Annotated in this window: 15 protein-coding genes, 1 tRNA gene and 2 pseudogenes; 10 read left to right on the top strand and 8 right to left on the bottom strand. The window is 50.4% G+C overall.

From position 1 onward, the window contains the following. Positions 1-130: IS3 family transposase (locus A7589_RS19260; RefSeq protein ID WP_000567664.1), on the bottom strand; the 130-nt coding region annotated here is incomplete at its 3' end. An 89-nt stretch (positions 131-219) separates the two neighbouring features. Further along, a pseudogene (locus A7589_RS19250) lies at positions 220-579 on the bottom strand (type VI secretion system ATPase TssH); the annotation flags it as partial. A gap of 332 nt (positions 580-911) precedes the next feature. Between A7589_RS19250 and tagK the strand changes: the two are divergent. The 6 genes and pseudogenes from tagK to A7589_RS19220 all read left to right on the top strand — a co-directional run bounded on the left by tagK (position 912) and on the right by A7589_RS19220 (position 7,084). Beyond that, positions 912-1,826 (top strand): type VI secretion system-associated protein TagK, encoded by a 915-nt coding sequence (gene tagK / locus A7589_RS19245; protein ID WP_000827824.1) that lies wholly within the window; start codon positions 912-914, stop codon positions 1,824-1,826. Next, complete coding sequence (locus A7589_RS19240) at positions 1,813-2,643, top strand: type VI secretion system accessory protein TagJ (RefSeq protein ID WP_105282875.1); 831 nt, start codon at positions 1,813-1,815, stop codon at positions 2,641-2,643. Before tagK ends, A7589_RS19240 begins: the two co-directional genes overlap by 14 nt. Continuing rightward, on the top strand, positions 2,640-3,134 hold the full coding sequence (tssE, locus tag A7589_RS19235) for a type VI secretion system baseplate subunit TssE (RefSeq protein WP_108188959.1): 495 nt from the start codon (positions 2,640-2,642) through the stop codon (positions 3,132-3,134). The genes A7589_RS19240 and tssE overlap by 4 nt, the downstream gene beginning before the upstream one ends. Positions 3,135-3,149: 15 nt before the next feature. Next, positions 3,150-5,032 (top strand): annotated as a pseudogene (tssF, locus tag A7589_RS19230) (type VI secretion system baseplate subunit TssF). Next, complete coding sequence (gene tssG / locus A7589_RS19225; RefSeq protein WP_108188958.1) at positions 5,029-6,024, top strand: type VI secretion system baseplate subunit TssG; 996 nt, start codon at positions 5,029-5,031, stop codon at positions 6,022-6,024. Before tssF ends, tssG begins: the two are co-directional and overlap by 4 nt. Positions 6,025-6,034: 10 nt before the next feature. Beyond that, positions 6,035-7,084, top strand: a complete 1,050-nt coding sequence (locus tag A7589_RS19220; protein WP_000380754.1) for a type VI secretion system protein TssA — start codon at positions 6,035-6,037, stop codon at positions 7,082-7,084. A gap of 146 nt (positions 7,085-7,230) precedes the next feature. Here A7589_RS19220 and A7589_RS19215 read toward each other — a convergent pair. Both A7589_RS19215 and dnaQ read right to left on the bottom strand, forming a co-directional pair. After that, positions 7,231-7,307 (bottom strand) — tRNA-Asp (locus A7589_RS19215). A 132-nt stretch (positions 7,308-7,439) separates the two neighbouring features. Continuing rightward, positions 7,440-8,171 (bottom strand): DNA polymerase III subunit epsilon, encoded by a 732-nt coding sequence (dnaQ, locus tag A7589_RS19210; protein WP_108188960.1) that lies wholly within the window; start codon positions 8,169-8,171, stop codon positions 7,440-7,442. Positions 8,172-8,234: 63 nt separating this feature from the next. Between dnaQ and rnhA the strand changes: the two genes are divergently transcribed. Next, complete coding sequence (gene rnhA, locus A7589_RS19205; protein ID WP_000917883.1) at positions 8,235-8,702, top strand: ribonuclease HI; 468 nt, start codon at positions 8,235-8,237, stop codon at positions 8,700-8,702. On the opposite strand, the gene A7589_RS19200 is transcribed toward rnhA, so the two are convergent. Further along, positions 8,699-9,421, bottom strand: coding sequence for a class I SAM-dependent methyltransferase (locus A7589_RS19200; RefSeq protein ID WP_010354505.1), 723 nt, complete (start codon positions 9,419-9,421; stop codon positions 8,699-8,701). The two genes, rnhA and A7589_RS19200, sit on opposite strands and share 4 nt — an antisense overlap. Positions 9,422-9,454: 33 nt before the next feature. On the opposite strand from A7589_RS19200, the gene gloB reads away from it, so the two are divergent. Both gloB and mltD read left to right on the top strand, forming a co-directional pair. Next, positions 9,455-10,210 carry a hydroxyacylglutathione hydrolase gene (gene gloB, locus A7589_RS19195; RefSeq protein ID WP_108188957.1) on the top strand — a complete coding sequence of 252 codons (756 nt, stop codon included), beginning with the start codon at positions 9,455-9,457 and terminating at the stop codon, positions 10,208-10,210. A 71-nt stretch (positions 10,211-10,281) separates the two neighbouring features. Further along, positions 10,282-11,640 (top strand): murein transglycosylase D, encoded by a 1,359-nt coding sequence (mltD, locus tag A7589_RS19190; protein WP_000644688.1) that lies wholly within the window; start codon positions 10,282-10,284, stop codon positions 11,638-11,640. A 47-nt stretch (positions 11,641-11,687) separates the two neighbouring features. Here the strand turns inward: mltD and A7589_RS19185 are convergent, their stop codons facing one another. Then, positions 11,688-12,458, bottom strand: a complete 771-nt coding sequence (locus A7589_RS19185) for a class I SAM-dependent methyltransferase (protein WP_000211734.1) — start codon at positions 12,456-12,458, stop codon at positions 11,688-11,690. Positions 12,459-12,535: 77 nt separating this feature from the next. Further along, a complete protein-coding gene (locus tag A7589_RS19180; protein ID WP_001230983.1) occupies positions 12,536-13,336 on the bottom strand; it encodes an endonuclease/exonuclease/phosphatase family protein in 801 nt (266 codons plus the stop codon). Positions 13,337-13,576: 240 nt separating this feature from the next. Here A7589_RS19180 and yafC point away from each other — a divergent pair, with 240 nt between their 5' ends. Next, positions 13,577-14,491, top strand: coding sequence for a DNA-binding transcriptional regulator YafC (yafC, locus tag A7589_RS19175; protein ID WP_000648559.1), 915 nt, complete (start codon positions 13,577-13,579; stop codon positions 14,489-14,491). Here the strand turns inward: yafC and dkgB are convergent. After that, on the bottom strand, positions 14,488-15,291 hold the full coding sequence (gene dkgB / locus A7589_RS19170; RefSeq protein ID WP_000997065.1) for a 2,5-didehydrogluconate reductase DkgB: 804 nt from the start codon (positions 15,289-15,291) through the stop codon (positions 14,488-14,490). The genes yafC and dkgB overlap by 4 nt on opposite strands. Positions 15,292-15,471 lie beyond the last annotated feature (180 nt).

The following is a 15,471-nucleotide window of genomic DNA, read 5'->3' as shown; positions in this document are numbered from 1 at the left end:
TGGCTGCCACACCATGTTGCCGGGCAACAAGGGAGACCGTCATTCCCGGTTCAAAGCTCTGCTGAACGATAGCGATCTTTTCCTGTGTAGTACGCCGTCTGCGTTTCTCCGGCCCTAAGACATCAATCATCTGTTCTCCAATGACTAGTCTAAAAACTAGTATTAAGACTATCACTTATTTAAGTGATATTGGTTGTCTGGAGGTTCAGGGGGCCAGTCTAGTAGTAACCATCCGCTACGAATTTTGTGATCGCCAAAACGGATGCTTGCCAACATCCAGGCTTTTTCAACAGAAAGATCTATATGGTGGGAAAAGTCGCTAATTACGCTAGCTCCGTCAGGCAATATATCCAATTGCTGAATTAACGCATTCTCTACATCAAAAGATGTTATTTGGTAATGCCGAAGGACATGGTGAATATCATTCTCTGGTTGTTGTATTAGCTGATGCAACCAATGCGTTAGTTCGACATAAGGATTAGCGCGTAATTTACAGAACGTTGTCGCAGACTCCAAAGACCTGAATAAAGGTTTTGTTAGCTTTCCATATAGTGCACTGCGTGAAACAGGAGCGTCCATCTGTTACACCTGATGATGTAAGAATATATAAATGATACATAAACATAAATGTACCGATTAGAACTTCTAATTAATAGAATCATCAAAATTCCAGAATGAAACAATGATGCATATCACAGAACGCAATGTAATATAGCGGTTAGTATCTTTTTTATGATTTTTTTCAATACAGAAAATCAATTACATATACATTGTGTATATATTATATCAAAAATTACCGCAATACATTTCCGCAGGAATTAATATTGATAAAACAAATTGTTCAGCATTACTTATCTAAAAAATTAAAATTATTATTCTATTGAAAAGAACACTCTATACAGTGATACGTAATGAAACGAAATATTATCTGGGGACTACAAAAAATACAGGCGCACGGGGTTACCGATAGCACTATTTACGCGACTGCAGGAACACAGATTATCTTCACCGTCAACGCGCCCTGGCTTCCTGTTTTTGAGGTGGATGAGAATGCGAAAATTGCTCTCAGCCTGAGTCGCCATGAAGAGGCGTGGTGGATAATCAATCAGTCCGATGAATATTGTTGCACGGTAAATAATCAGATTGTCGAGCCGCATCACCGTATGCGCCTGAATGAAGGGGATCTGATTGAATGGGGATTATCTTCCTGGTGTCTTGTTCGTGACAATCCGACGTCTCTTACTCCATGTGAGGAAAAGACGACACCACAGACTGCTGTTTCGCAGGAAACAATAAGTGAATATCTCGATCTTGACTGGTTTCGACAACAACAACGGCAGTCGCAAAATCCGTTCGATATCATTCCGGTTCATGGCACAGTCGCCACCGAAGATGGCCCAGAAACAGATAACCCACTAACCCTACTTTACCAAGAGTACCGCCAGGCATTGTTGTCCCCTGAACAAGATATCCATCGTTATGCCGATCCATTTCCCCTTAATGAAGAGGTAGTTACGCAGGATCTGGCCTCATTGCGCAATCTGACCACTGAAGCTGATTCATTGCAGGATATGATCACAGGAGGGTTAAGCATTGACGCTATTCTCGATGTCCTGGATACCACCGGCGAAGGAGAAACGGTCTGGCCTACCGAAACGATTCTCCCCGATATTCTGCGCTTGCTTTCCCCGGAATACGCATCGGAAATGGTACATAGCACCGTCCTACCCGATCTGACACAGCGTGAGCACCGCATCATTGGCATTGACAGCCATTACCGGGTAAATCCGGTACAACACGGAGATATCCATCATGACAAACAATAACGTGCTACCGGCTACCTTGTCGGCGCTGCTGCGGAATTATTCTGTAGCGGAAGGTATTCAGATGGCAGAGCAACAAGTAAAGATGCACCCAACTAAGGTTTTACATCGGCACAGCCTGTTTCAGTTATTGTGCGTGATCGGCAACTGGTCACGAGCGCTGCAACAAATCCAACTGTGCGCCCGAATGGACGCAAATTATACCCGAGAAGCACAGGTATTTGGGGAGTTGATTCGCTGTGAGATATACCGCCAGTCCTGCTTTCATGGTGAACAACGCCCTAGTTTTATTCTCCCTCCGCCCGTCTGGATGGAGGATCTGCTTGCCGCCCTCGCCTGTAACGCCCGTGGTAAAACGTCAGATGCCGATGCCCACCGCAGCCGCGCGTTTGAGACCATAACAGACACAGCCGGGCAGTGGAATGGTGGCACATTTGACTGGATAAGCGACAGCGACTCCCGTACCGGCCCAGTGCTGGAACTGGTCACTGGTGGCGTGTATATCTGGCTGCCGCTTTCGCAAATTCGCTCACTGAAATCGCCCTCGCCAGCGAGTCTGACCGATCTGATCTGGAAACCCGTCAATATCACACTTCACAATGGCGATGCGCATGGAGCCTGGCTATTTTCCCGCTACAGCGGTTCAGAAAAGGCCTCCGATACCCTGTGTCTGTGCCGCAAAACCGTCTGGCAGGATGGTTCCGGTGAAACCCTGGTACAAGCACTGGGGCAAAAAATGTGGCTCACCAGCCACGGAGATATCAGCCTGCTGGATTTGAGCACCTGCACCTTTAATTCACCTGAAGGCCAAGATGCATGAATGCCTCCCACCAGCGCCCGGGCAAACACTTACTACCCACTCTGTTTGACCGCCTGTGCGACGACACCCCAAACCAGAAGCGCGACCACGATATCAGTGTTAGCCCAGCTCAGCTTAAAGAGATCATCCGCCGGGATTTGTCGTTTCTGCTCAACACCATCAGCCATGAAGATGATATTGATGCCGCGCGTTACCCGCAGGCGGCTGCTTCCGTAGTGAACTACGGCCTGCCGCCGCTGGCGGGGAGCTTTTTGTATGAACATAAGTGGGATGATATCCGCAGAGCCATTTTGTGTACTATTACCCGGTTTGAACCCCGGCTGAAGACCTCCACACTGCAAATCATCCCGCTACAGGATGAACAACGCCAGAATGGCCATAACACATTACAGTTTGAAATTTGCGGTGAGATCCTCACGCAGCCGTATCCGACAGCATTCCGGGTACGTAGTGCGCTGGATATGGAGCACAGCCGCATTACGTTTTATTAATATAGAGGGTGAGTGATGGATCCACGGCTACTGGAATACTACAACCGCGAATTGAGCTACCTGCGGGAAACGGGAGCCGAATTTGCCGCCCGTCATCCCAAAATCGCCGCTCGGCTGGGAATGCAGGGAGCGGATATTGCCGATCCGTATGTGGAGCGTATGATCGAAGCTTTCAGCTTCCTGACCGCCCGCACGCAGCTTAAAATTGATGCTGAATTTCCCCGCTTCACCCAGCGTTTGTTGGAGGTCGTCAATCCCAATTACATCACCCCTACCCCCTCAATGAGCGTGGCACAACTACATCCCGATCCGGAAGAAGGCGATTTGGCGAAGGGATTCACCGTCCCACGCAACACTGCCTTTTTTCCTCCATTCCGGAAGGTGAAAGCGCCGCCTGCCAGTTTCGCAGCAGCCAGGATGTGACACTGTGGCCGCTTGCCATCGAAGAGGCGCGCCTGACCGCCGCGCCGCCGGATATGCCCGCCCTGCACCGCTACCTGCCAGCTAACATTCACGTCGCCGGGGCGCTGCGCATCACCCTGCGCACCTTCGGTGAACTGACCTTCAGCCAGCTTGCCGGGCTGGACAGATTGCCGCTCTATCTCTGTGGCGAGGAGCGCACGGCCTCACACCTGTTCGAACTGCTGCACACCAGCGCCATTGCCACACTGGCAGGCGTTCCGGGTCATTTTGACGGCGTACTGGATGTGAACCTGAAACAGCCCGTTATGTACGAGGGTCTGGAGCCGGATCAAGGGCTATTGCCGCTGGCGTGGAACGTGTTCCACGGCCATAACCTGTTGCATGAATATTTTGCCTGCCCGGAACGCTTTTATTTTTTCACCCCGACGGGTCTGTCTGCCGGGTTACAAAAAATTCACAGCGGCGTGGCGGAAATTGTTATCTTACTGAACCGCCTGCCGCCAGACTGGCTGATCCACCAGACAAATGCGGCACAGTTCAGCCTGTTCTGTACCCCGGTGATCAACCTGTTTCCCCGCGTCACCGCCCGGATCGATATCACTCACAGCACAACGGAGCAGCACCTGGTGGTGGACAGGACCCATCCGCTCGACTATGAGGTGTTTTCGGTACAGGAAGTGGAAGGGTTGGAAGTCGACACCACGCGGAAGATGACATTTCGCCCGCTCTACCACACCCGTAATAATGATGAAGGCAATCATGGGCGTTATTTTTCCCTGCGCCGGGAGCCGCGTCGGTTGTCTGAGAACGCCCGCCGCTACGGCACCCGCACACCCTATACGGGCTCGGAAGTATTCCTGTCGCTGGTTGACCAGTATGAAGCCCCATACCCGGAAAATCTGCGCCATATCACCATCACTGCCATGGTCACCAACCGCGATCTGCCCTGTCTTATTGCACGCACTGGCCGGGACGATCTGACCGTAGATGCGGCCATCCCTGTGGCAGGCGTGGGGCTTATCCGTCCACCTCGTCCACCACAGCCACCACTGGCGGAACGTGAAATGGCCTGGCGGTTGATCCGCCAGTTATCCTTTAATTATCTGCCGCTGGCCGATCTGGATCACCGCACCGGCGGTCAGGCACTGCGCGATCTGCTGAACCTGTTTATTCCGGCGCATGACAGTCCGCAATCGCGTCAGGTACGCAGCCTGATTGGCTGTAAAACAACGCCTGTTACCCGCCGTCTGCCCGGTTCCGGGCTGCTGGTTTATGGTCGCGGCGTCAGTTGTGAGCTGACGGTGGATGAGGACGGATTCTCTGGTATCAGCCCGTATCTGTTCGGTCTGGTGTTGGAGCAATATATCGCTCGTCATGTTTCCATTAATACCTTCTCGCAAATGACACTGCACAGCATGCAACGTGGGAAAATTATGACCTGGCCGGTCAGAGCCGGACTACGGGGAAGTGTATGAGCGGCGATTTCCCCCAAGCGCAGAAAACGCCCTGGCGCTATGGTTTTCTGAACCTGATGCGCCGCGTGGATGTGCAGTTGTGTACCGTCCCTGCAGGTAGTGCCTGGCAACCAAGTATGGAAAAATTTCGCCTCGGACAAACACCTACACTGACCTTTGCGCCACGGGAAATCGCCAATGTGAGCTGGCAGCAAGGACGCCTGCACCTTAGCCTTTACAGCCTTGGACTGTGGGGACCGAATGGTCCGCTGCCACTGCACTACACCGAACTGGCGCGCAATCGGACCGAAAGCCGCTGCGATCCGACCCTGACCCGTTTTACCGATCTTTTTCATCACCGCTGGCTGACGCAGTTTTATCAGGCATGGCGCAGCGCCCAGTCCGCCGGAGGCGGTCTGGATAAGCAGGAATATGACCGTTTTGCCTTTTATATCTCCAGCCTCAGCGGACAGGATTTACGGGAAAGTGCAGACAGCTCGCTGCCGGATCACGTTCGCCTGGCGGCATCGGCCCATCTGGTGCGCGAATCCCGCAACCCGGACGGCTTGGCCGCCACGCTGGCGCACTATTTCAGTGTGCCTTTCCGGATACAAGAGTATGTCCTGCACTGGATAACTGTGGCTGATGATGAAATTACCCGACTGGGGATGCCAGCCCCCTCTTCCGTCATTGGCAACGGCGCACTCATCGGCCAGGCCGTGCCGGACATGCAGTATAAGTTCCGGCTGGTGATTGGCCCGCTGACGCTGGCTGACTACCGGCGTTTCCTGCCTGGTGGTAATAACCTGCCAGTACTAACGGAACTGGTTCGCGCATTTACCGGGTTTGAATACTGCTGGGAAATTGAGCTACAGCTTAAACCACACGCAGCCCCTCCGGCTGTTACTGGTGGTCCATATCAGCTTGGTTGGACCGCCTGGGCAGGGAAAGCCCTGCACGGCAACCCGGTGACGGGCATGATTTTCGAACCTGAACACTATCTGGCACACTGAGGATAATTTAATGGATACCCCCCTGTCTGACCCTATTTCGGCTGAATGTCCCTGCGGCCCGGATCTAGAGTATGATCCAGAGTACTTGTTGCTGTTCACCCACGCCTTAGCGCGTGAAGAGGCGCAATATGGCGATTTTGTCAGTACGCCGGAAACCATTAACTGGGCGGAGCTTGAGCGAGACGCCCACCGCCTGCTGGCGCGCAGCAAAGATATCCGCATCCTGGTGATCCTACTGCGCTGCCGCATCCATCAGGGCGGAGTCAGAGGGCTGGTGGAGACACTCACACTCCTGGAAACGTTGTGTGCCACGAACCCGGACACCATCCATCCACAACTGCTTGCGGCTGAAGATACCACCGCCGAAGATGCGGCTGTAGCACGCAGTAACGCGCTGTCGGCGCTACTGGACCACGAAGGCGTAATGGCAGATATTCGTGGCATTACGCTATCAAACAACGCCGCCATGCGCCTTCAGGTTCGGGATGTGGAACGTTCGCTGTCTGCATCACGCCCGGCGGATGCGCTGGCACCGGAATCAGTACGTCAGCAACTGGCCGACCTGGAAGCACGCGGCGCACTGCCGCTGGACGCATTTCGCCAGGCCGCCGAGATCACTGAGCGACTGCAACACCATGCTCGTGAAACGCTCAATGACCTGGCTCCGGACTTTTCGCGTCTGACGCAACTGCTGACCCTGTTGCCTGGGGCGGTACAGACCACTACGCCAGAAATCCCACAACCAAAACCGCAGGCTGATCAGCCGAAGTATGCGGCTATCGATAATACCGGACTGACACTAGCAGAGCATGTCGCTCCCACAGTGGATATACCAGCCGAAACGACTGCAAAGATCATCGCAGAGCCACAGCAAATCAGCGATCGGAACGACGCACTGAAACGCCTGCGAGTCATCCGCCGCTGGTTTGAGCACAGTGAACCAAGCAGCCCGACCATTCCCTTGTTGCGCCAGGCTGAACGACTGGTCGGAAAACGCTTTTCGGAGATAATCAATGAAGTTCCAGCTGAACTGCTGGAGAAGTGGGATGCGCAGGAATAACCAAAATGACCAGAATTTATAACTACTGGTCATTATATGGTGTAACTATTTTCTGGATTATATCCATTTAACTTCCGGGGTGAAAAATCCCGAAAGCCAGAAACGACAAAAGCCTGAACCATTACTGATTCAGGCTTTCTAAATATTGGCGGAACGGACGGGACTCGAACCCGCGACCCCCTGCGTGACAGGCAGGTATTCTAACCGACTGAACTACCGCTCCGCGTTGTGTTCCGTTGGGAACGAGGCGAATATTACGGATTGCCTCGACCTTCGTCAACGCTTTTTCTCATCTTTTGAATCGTTTGCTGCAAAAATCGCCCAACGCGCTATTTTTAGCGCCTTTAACGGTTAATTATGCCCGCCAAAGGCAACTTCCGCCCTTCTTCTGCACCAGATCGAGACGGGCTTCATGCGCTGCAAGCTCTTCATCAGTCGCAAAAACAACGCGTAATTTACTTGCCTGGCGCACAATGCGCTGAATTGTTGCTTCACCTTGTTGCTGTTGTGTTTCACCTTCCATCGTAAAAGCCATCGACGTTTGGCCACCGGTCATCGCCAGATAAACTTCCGCAAGGATCTGGGCATCGAGTAATGCCCCGTGCAACGTACGCTTGCTGTTATCTATTTCGTAGCGGGCGCATAACGCATCGAGGCTGTTGCGCTTACCAGGAAACATTTTCCTCGCTACCGCAAGGCTATCGGTGACCTTACAGAAGGTATTGGTCTTCGGAATATCGCGCTTGAGCATCGAAAACTCGTAGTCCATAAAGCCGATATCGAACGCTGCGTTATGGATCACCAGCTCCGCGCCACGAATATAATCCATGAACTCATCAGCTACTTCGGCAAACGTAGGCTTATCGAGCAAAAACTCATCGGCAATACCATGTACGCCAAAGGCTTCCGGGTCCACCAGCCGATCGGGCTTGAGATAAACGTGAAAGTTATTGCCCGTCAGTCGACGGTTCACCACTTCAACGGCACCAATCTCAATAATCCTGTGGCCTTCATAGTGCGCACCAATCTGGTTCATACCGGTGGTTTCGGTATCGAGAACGATCTGGCGTGTAATTGCAGTGCTCATAGCGGTCATTTATGTCAGACTTGTCGTTTACAGTTCGATTCAATTACAGGAAGTCTACCAGAGATGCTTAAACAGGTAGAAATTTTCACCGATGGTTCGTGTCTGGGTAATCCTGGACCTGGGGGTTATGGCGCTATTTTACGTTATCGCGGACGCGAGAAAACCTTTAGCGCAGGCTACACCCGCACCACCAACAACCGTATGGAGTTGATGGCTGCTATTGTCGCGCTGGAAGCGTTAAAAGAACATTGCGAAGTCATTTTGAGTACCGACAGCCAGTATGTCCGCCAGGGGATCACCCAGTGGATCCATAACTGGAAAAAACGTGGCTGGAAAACCGCAGACAAAAAACCGGTAAAAAATGTCGATCTCTGGCAACGTCTTGATGCCGCGCTGGGTCAGCATCAAATCAAATGGGAATGGGTAAAAGGCCATGCCGGACACCCGGAAAACGAACGCTGTGATGAACTGGCTCGTGCTGCGGCGATGAATCCCACGCTGGAAGATACGGGCTATCAAGTCGAAGTTTAAGCCTGTGGTTTACGACATTGCCGGGTGGCGCCGACTGCCTGGCGAATTCGCGGTTTGTTTTTACTCTGTTTCATCGGATTTAGCGTTAAAGGAATAGTCCGTTTCCGGGCAACAATAAGTTGTAAGCAACCAAGCGCAGGAATGTGCGTGCTCAATAGTTTTCCACCGTGCTTGTTCCACGGGAGAACATGGAAACGGCTGGCGTGTAGCACTTCAAAATTCAACAAAGAGAGCCAGTCCAGTTGCCGCATCAGAGTAAACATCCGACTGTTATAGGGCGATGTTTTTCGCAATACCGGCACAAGTTTGCGTAATCCCATTAAACTGATGGGATTGAAGCCGCTAATAACCAGCCAGCCATCATCAATCAATACCCTATCGGCTTCGCGCAATAAACGATGCGGATCGGTGCACCACGGCAATGTATGCGCCAGTAGACAAACATCGACGGATTTATCGGCAAAAGGAAGGTGAAGCGGATCAGCCTGCACCTGGACGGGCGTTCCTTGCGCAGAAACATTCACTTGATGAGAAACCGCGCACGCTTCGCAATTGATTTCTGCGCTTAAATTGCCAATCTTAAGCAGATGAAAGCCATACATTTTAGCGAACCACGGGTTGAGCTGGCGTTCCAGCGCCTTGCGATAAAGCTCTCCCCAGGGCAAATCGCCCCAGCAATCAGGAGCCACGACAGTTTGAGGGGTCCTTGCCGGTTTCATCACAACCTTCCGTTTCGCACTGAGAGGTAATATATGAATCTTAACAGTATTTCCGCCTTTGATGACAATTACATCTGGGTTTTGTCTGATGAAGCAGGTCGTTGCCTGATTGTCGACCCAGGAGAGGCAGAACCCGTATTAAAGGCGATTTCAGCTAACAACTGGCAACCAGTAGCGATTTTCCTCACCCACCATCACCACGATCACGTTGGCGGTGTAAAAGAACTAGTAGAAAAGTATCCGCAAATTGTGGTGTATGGGCCAGAAGAGACACAAGATAAGGGAACAACGCAGGTAGTCAAAGATGGCGAAACTGCCTTCGTTTTGGGGCATGAATTTAGAGTAATTGCTGCGCCAGGTCACACTTTAGGACATATCTGTTACTTTAGCGAACCTTATCTATTTTGTGGCGACACTCTGTTTTCTGGCGGTTGCGGTAGACTATTCGAAGGCACTGCATCACAGATGTATCAATCACTTAAAAAATTAAGTGAACTTCCTGACGATACCCTGGTGTGTTGCGCTCACGAATATACTTTATCAAATATGAAGTTTGCTTTGAGCATTCTTCCGCACGATTTGTCTATAAATGATTATTATCGTAAAGTTAAGGAGTTACGGGCAAAAAATCAAATAACACTACCCGTAACTCTGAAAAATGAGCGGCAAAATAATGTTTTTTTGAGAACAGAAGATATTGATTTAATTAATGTAATTAATAAAGAAACATTATTGCAACAACCTGAAGAACGTTTTGCCTGGTTAAGGTCAAAGAAAGATAGATTCTGATAAAACTTTCTTGTCATCGGCTTCGTTCGCCGTTATGATCGGTCGTCTTTTAAGCAACTATTGACACACACATGAAGGCAAAAGCGATATTACTCGCCTCTGTCCTGCTCGTGGGTTGCCAGAGTACTGGTAACGTTCAACAGCACGCACAGAGCCTTTCTGCAGCTGGTCAAGGGGAAGCAGCAAAGTTTACAAGTCAGGCACGATGGATGGACGATGGGACGTCTATCGCGCCGGATGGTGACTTGTGGGCTTTCATAGGCGACGAGCTAAAGATGGGAATTCCGGAAAACGACCGGATTCGCGAACAGAAACAGAAATATTTACGCAATAAGAGCTATCTCCACGATGTAACTTTACGGGCAGAGCCGTATATGTACTGGATAGCCGGGCAAGTTAAAAAACGTAACATGCCTATGGAACTGGTACTACTACCCATAGTGGAGAGCGCTTTTGATCCTCACGCGACGTCTGGCGCCAATGCCGCAGGCATCTGGCAGATCATTCCGAGCACGGGGCGCAATTATGGTTTGAAACAGACCCGCAATTATGACGCGCGTCGCGATGTTGTTGCTTCAACAACTGCCGCGCTGAACATGATGCAGCGTCTGAACAAGATGTTTGATGGCGACTGGCTTTTGACCGTAGCGGCTTATAACAGCGGCGAAGGTCGAGTGATGAAGGCAATTAAAACGAACAAAGCGCGTGGGAAATCCACGGACTTCTGGTCGTTACCGTTGCCGCAGGAAACGAAGCAGTACGTGCCTAAGATGCTGGCATTGAGTGATATTCTCAAAAACAGCAAGCGTTATGGTGTACGTCTGCCGACGACCGATGAAAGCCGTGCTCTGGCGCGTGTACACCTGAGTAGCCCGGTTGAAATGGCGAAGGTTGCAGATATGGCGGGAATTTCCGTCAGCAAACTGAAGACCTTCAACGCTGGCGTGAAAGGCTCCACGCTGGGCGCAAGTGGTCCACAGTACGTGATGGTGCCAAAGAAACATGCAGATCAACTGCGTGAATCTCTGGCTTCAGGCGAAATTGCTGCCGTACAGTCGACACTGGTTGCCGACAATACGCCGCTTAATAGCCGCGTTTACACCGTACGCTCTGGCGACACGCTTTCAAGCATCGCTTCACGTCTCGGCGTAAGCACAAAGAATTTGCAGCAGTGGAACAATCTGCGCGGTTCTAAGCTGAAACCAGGCCAAAGCCTGACAATTGGCGCTGGTAGTAGCGCACAGCGGTTGGCAAACAACAGCGACAGTATTACGTATCGTGTGCGCAAAGGTGATTCGCTTTCAAGCATTGCTAAGCGTCACGGCGTAAACATCAAAGATGTGATGCGCTGGAACAGTGATACTGCGAATCTGCAACCAGGCGATAAGCTGACGTTGTTTGTGAAAAACAACAATATGCCAGATTCCTGACAAACCAGATAACAGAAAGGCACCGATTCCCCCGGTGCCTTTTTTATTTATGCCGCTTTATGTGCTTCAACCATGATGATATCACTGGTGAAAGAGCCATCATTCTGCAAGGCAAAATACGTTTTCACCTCTGTCGATGCGCTCTGTTGGTAAACGCGAATAGCATCTACTAACACTTCTGGCGTACGCATTCTCGCAACCCACGAAGAGAATTCCAGAGGCAATTTATCGGTGATCAAATTATCGACAAGCAGATAGGCTTCATTGATTAACGTCAACCACTCACCGCTGGCGTAATTACGCACGTGAGAGGCATCGCGCAATGCTTCTACCGTCTGTAACCAAATGTCGCGTACCGGGTAACCCGGTGACATGACGTCCATCACAATCAGCCTACCGCCGGATTTCAGCACCCGATTCACTTCACGCAATGCCGCACCGACATCATGCCAGTGGTGGGCAGAATAACGACTAATAACAATATTAAAGGTGTGATCGGCAAAAGGCAGGCTTTCGGCATACCCCTGGCGAGTGGTGATATTTTTCAGTTGTCGGGTATCTGCAGCCTGTGCAACAACATCCAGCATTTGGGAAGATAAGTCATACGCCACCACTTCCTGCACGTTTTGCGCAGCGACAAAGCTGGCATGTCCTGCTCCACAGCCCATATCAAGTACGCAAGCGTCAGGATACTCTGCCAGACACGCCGCCAGGCGCTGTAAGTCACGCCCGGATGCATGCACGGCACTGGTTAAATATTCACTGGCCTGCGAGCTAAATTGCTTTTCTACGTGCTCATGGTGGGATTGTGTTGTCATTGCACTGTCCTTTTGTTGTTTGAGTATAAAAAGGCAGCGCCAAACGTTGGTCTGCCCTGTGGCAGACCTGACATACCTTATTTATCAGGCTTGCCGGGACTGAATTCAACGAGTAGCGGATTGTGATCAGAAGCGCGCGTAACCAGTACGGAAGCTTCGCTGACATTCAGACCACGGTAGAAAACAAAATCGAGCGGGCGACCAAACGCCCGGCGGCGCTGATCATCAGTAAAACGCACCTGGCGCAGCGACATTTCTCGCGCAAAGCGATATAAAGCGTTCATCCTTCTACGGCTCCAGGCATTGAAATCTCCCGCCATAATGACCGGACCACTGTGGTGGGCTATCTGATCGCCAATAGGAAGCAACTGCTTACTATAAACATCCACGCCCAAACTGAAGTTGACCGCATGAATATTGACTACCATCAACAGGCGGGTGTCAGGTAATGGATAGACCGTCACCAGTGCCGATTTCGCCAGACGTAAAATAGGCTCACGTTCGCGTAACGGGCAACAATACACCGGATGCGCTGCCGAAAGGGTCATTACGCCGGAAGGATGTTGTGGCAGCACAAAAGCGGGCACCTGATCGGCAGCAAGATAGTTAGCAGTCGCAAACTGCACTAACTCTGGCGTTGTCTGCGCTTCCTGCAATAACACCAGATGCGCATCTTTGCCGTAGTTCTTTAATACCGACAACCATTCAGCGCGTTGCTGTTTGTAAATGTTCCACACCAGGATCCGAATACGCTCTTCGGTACTTAACGGTTCTCCGGGTGGTAATGCCTGGCCGATGCTCGCAAATGACCCCGGCGGTAAGATCCTTTCCGCAGGTTGTCCGGCAACATAGCGCATGGCATAGGTATTTTTTCGCACTTTTGACTTTGAAACCTCTATTACGTCAACCCTTCCGCACTCGGGAGGGTTCTACTGTTATAGGGATTTTAGCTCACTCTTTCAACGAGCAATTGTATATTGTTATGTAAGCAAGTGCTTACACCGAACAGAATTTTGCTCATTATTGAGAACATTAAATCGGATGACATATCACGTATCCTGATGGTTTAATGACAAATAAATTTAAAATATCTCTTCTATTTTGCAACAGGAGCAAAAATGAAAGCCACGTCGGAAGAACTCGCCATTTTTGTTTCGGTCGTCGAAAGCGGCAGCTTTAGCCGGGCAGCGGAACAATTAGGGCAAGCAAACTCAGCGGTAAGCCGGGCGGTGAAAAAGCTGGAGATGAAACTTGGCGTTAGCCTTCTTAATCGGACCACGCGACAACTTAGCCTGACGGAAGAAGGCGAGCGTTATTTTCGTCGCGTACAGTCAATTTTGCAGGAGATGGCAGCAGCAGAATCAGAAATTATGGAGACGCGTAATACACCGCGTGGACTGTTACGGATCGATGCCGCAACTCCAGTGGTGCTGCACTTTCTGATGCCGTTGATTAAGCCTTTCCGTGAACGCTATCCGGAAGTCACTTTATCGCTAGTCTCCTCCGAAACGATCATTAATTTGATCGAAAGAAAAGTGGATGTCGCGATTCGCGCCGGTACGTTAACGGATTCCAGCTTACGAGCCAGGCCGTTATTTAACAGTTATCGAAAAATTATCGCCTCCCCCGACTATATTGCCCGCTACGGGAAGCCAGAAACTATCGACGATTTAAAGCAACATGTTTGCCTGGGATTCACTGAACCCGCGTCCCTCAATACTTGGCCGATAGCCTGTAGCGATGGACAATTACATGAAGTGAAGTACGGTTTGTCGTCCAATAGCGGGGAAACCTTGAAACAGCTTTGCCTGAGTGGCAACGGGATTGCGTGTTTGTCCGACTATATGATCGACAGAGAAATTGCTCGTGGTGAACTGGTGGAGTTAATGGCAGATAAAGTGTTGCCAGTGGAAATGCCATTCAGTGCCGTTTATTACAGCGACCGAGCGGTAAGTACTCGCATCCGGGCCTTTATCGATTTCCTTAGCGAGCATGTAAAAACAGCTCCCAAAGGAGCTGTCAGAGAGGCTTAATCCCATTCAGGAGCCAGACCTTCCGGACTAACCAGGCGGTCGTTACAATCCAGTGCGGCGATCGCTTTTTTATCTTCTGCATCAAGCTGTAAACTTTGTGCCTTAAGGTTACTTTCCAGGTTTTCACGTTTAGTAGAAGACGGTATTACTGAGTAGCCTTCCCCCATTGCCCACGCCAGAATTACTTGTGCCGGGGTCGCATTGTGTTTCTCTGCTATGCGAGCAATAACCTCATCTTTCAGTGCATTACCATAAGCCAGCGTCATATAGGAAGTAATATGAATGCCGTGCTGTTTAGCCCAATCGACCACTTTACGGTTTTGCAGATAAGGAGACAGTTCAATCTGGTTGGTGGCGATGTTTTCAGCGCCAACAGCAGCAATTGCCTTTTCCATCAACGGGATCGTGAAGTTGGAAATACCGATTTCACGCGTCAGCCCTTGTTTTTTCGCTTCCAGCAACGCCTGCATAAACTCTTCAACAGAGACTTCATCGTTTGGTGACGGCCAGTGGATTAGCGTCAGATCAACATAATCGGTACGCAATTTTTGCAGGCTCTCTTTCAGACTCGGGATCAGTTTGTCTTTGCTGAGATTTTCAATCCAGATTTTAGTGGTGATATAGAGTTCATTACGTGGCACGCCGCTTTCTGTAATCGCCTGACCTACTGCAGCTTCGTTATCATAGATTTGTGCGGTATCAATTGCGCGATAGCCAAGTTCAAGCGCCGTTTTCACAGATGCAATAACAACGTCGTTTTTAAGACGGAAAGTACCTAAACCAAATGCAGGGATAGCCATAATATGCCTCTTCTAATGCTATGTTCGTTAACTGAGATGATTATGGGCTTCAGACTGTTGCGGAAAAAGAGCGTGAAATGCAGAGGATTTTTGCGATTTTGGCAAAAATAGAAATACAGACGAAAAAAAACCTCGAGCGTTAACTCGAGGCTTCTTAATAAGTGGCGGAACGGACGGGAC

This window comes from Escherichia sp. MOD1-EC6475, from assembly GCF_003046645.1.
Taxonomy (GTDB): domain Bacteria; phylum Pseudomonadota; class Gammaproteobacteria; order Enterobacterales; family Enterobacteriaceae; genus Escherichia; species Escherichia ruysiae.
The sequence above is the reverse complement of the archived record's forward strand: the minus strand, read 5'-3'. Positions and strand labels throughout refer to the sequence as shown.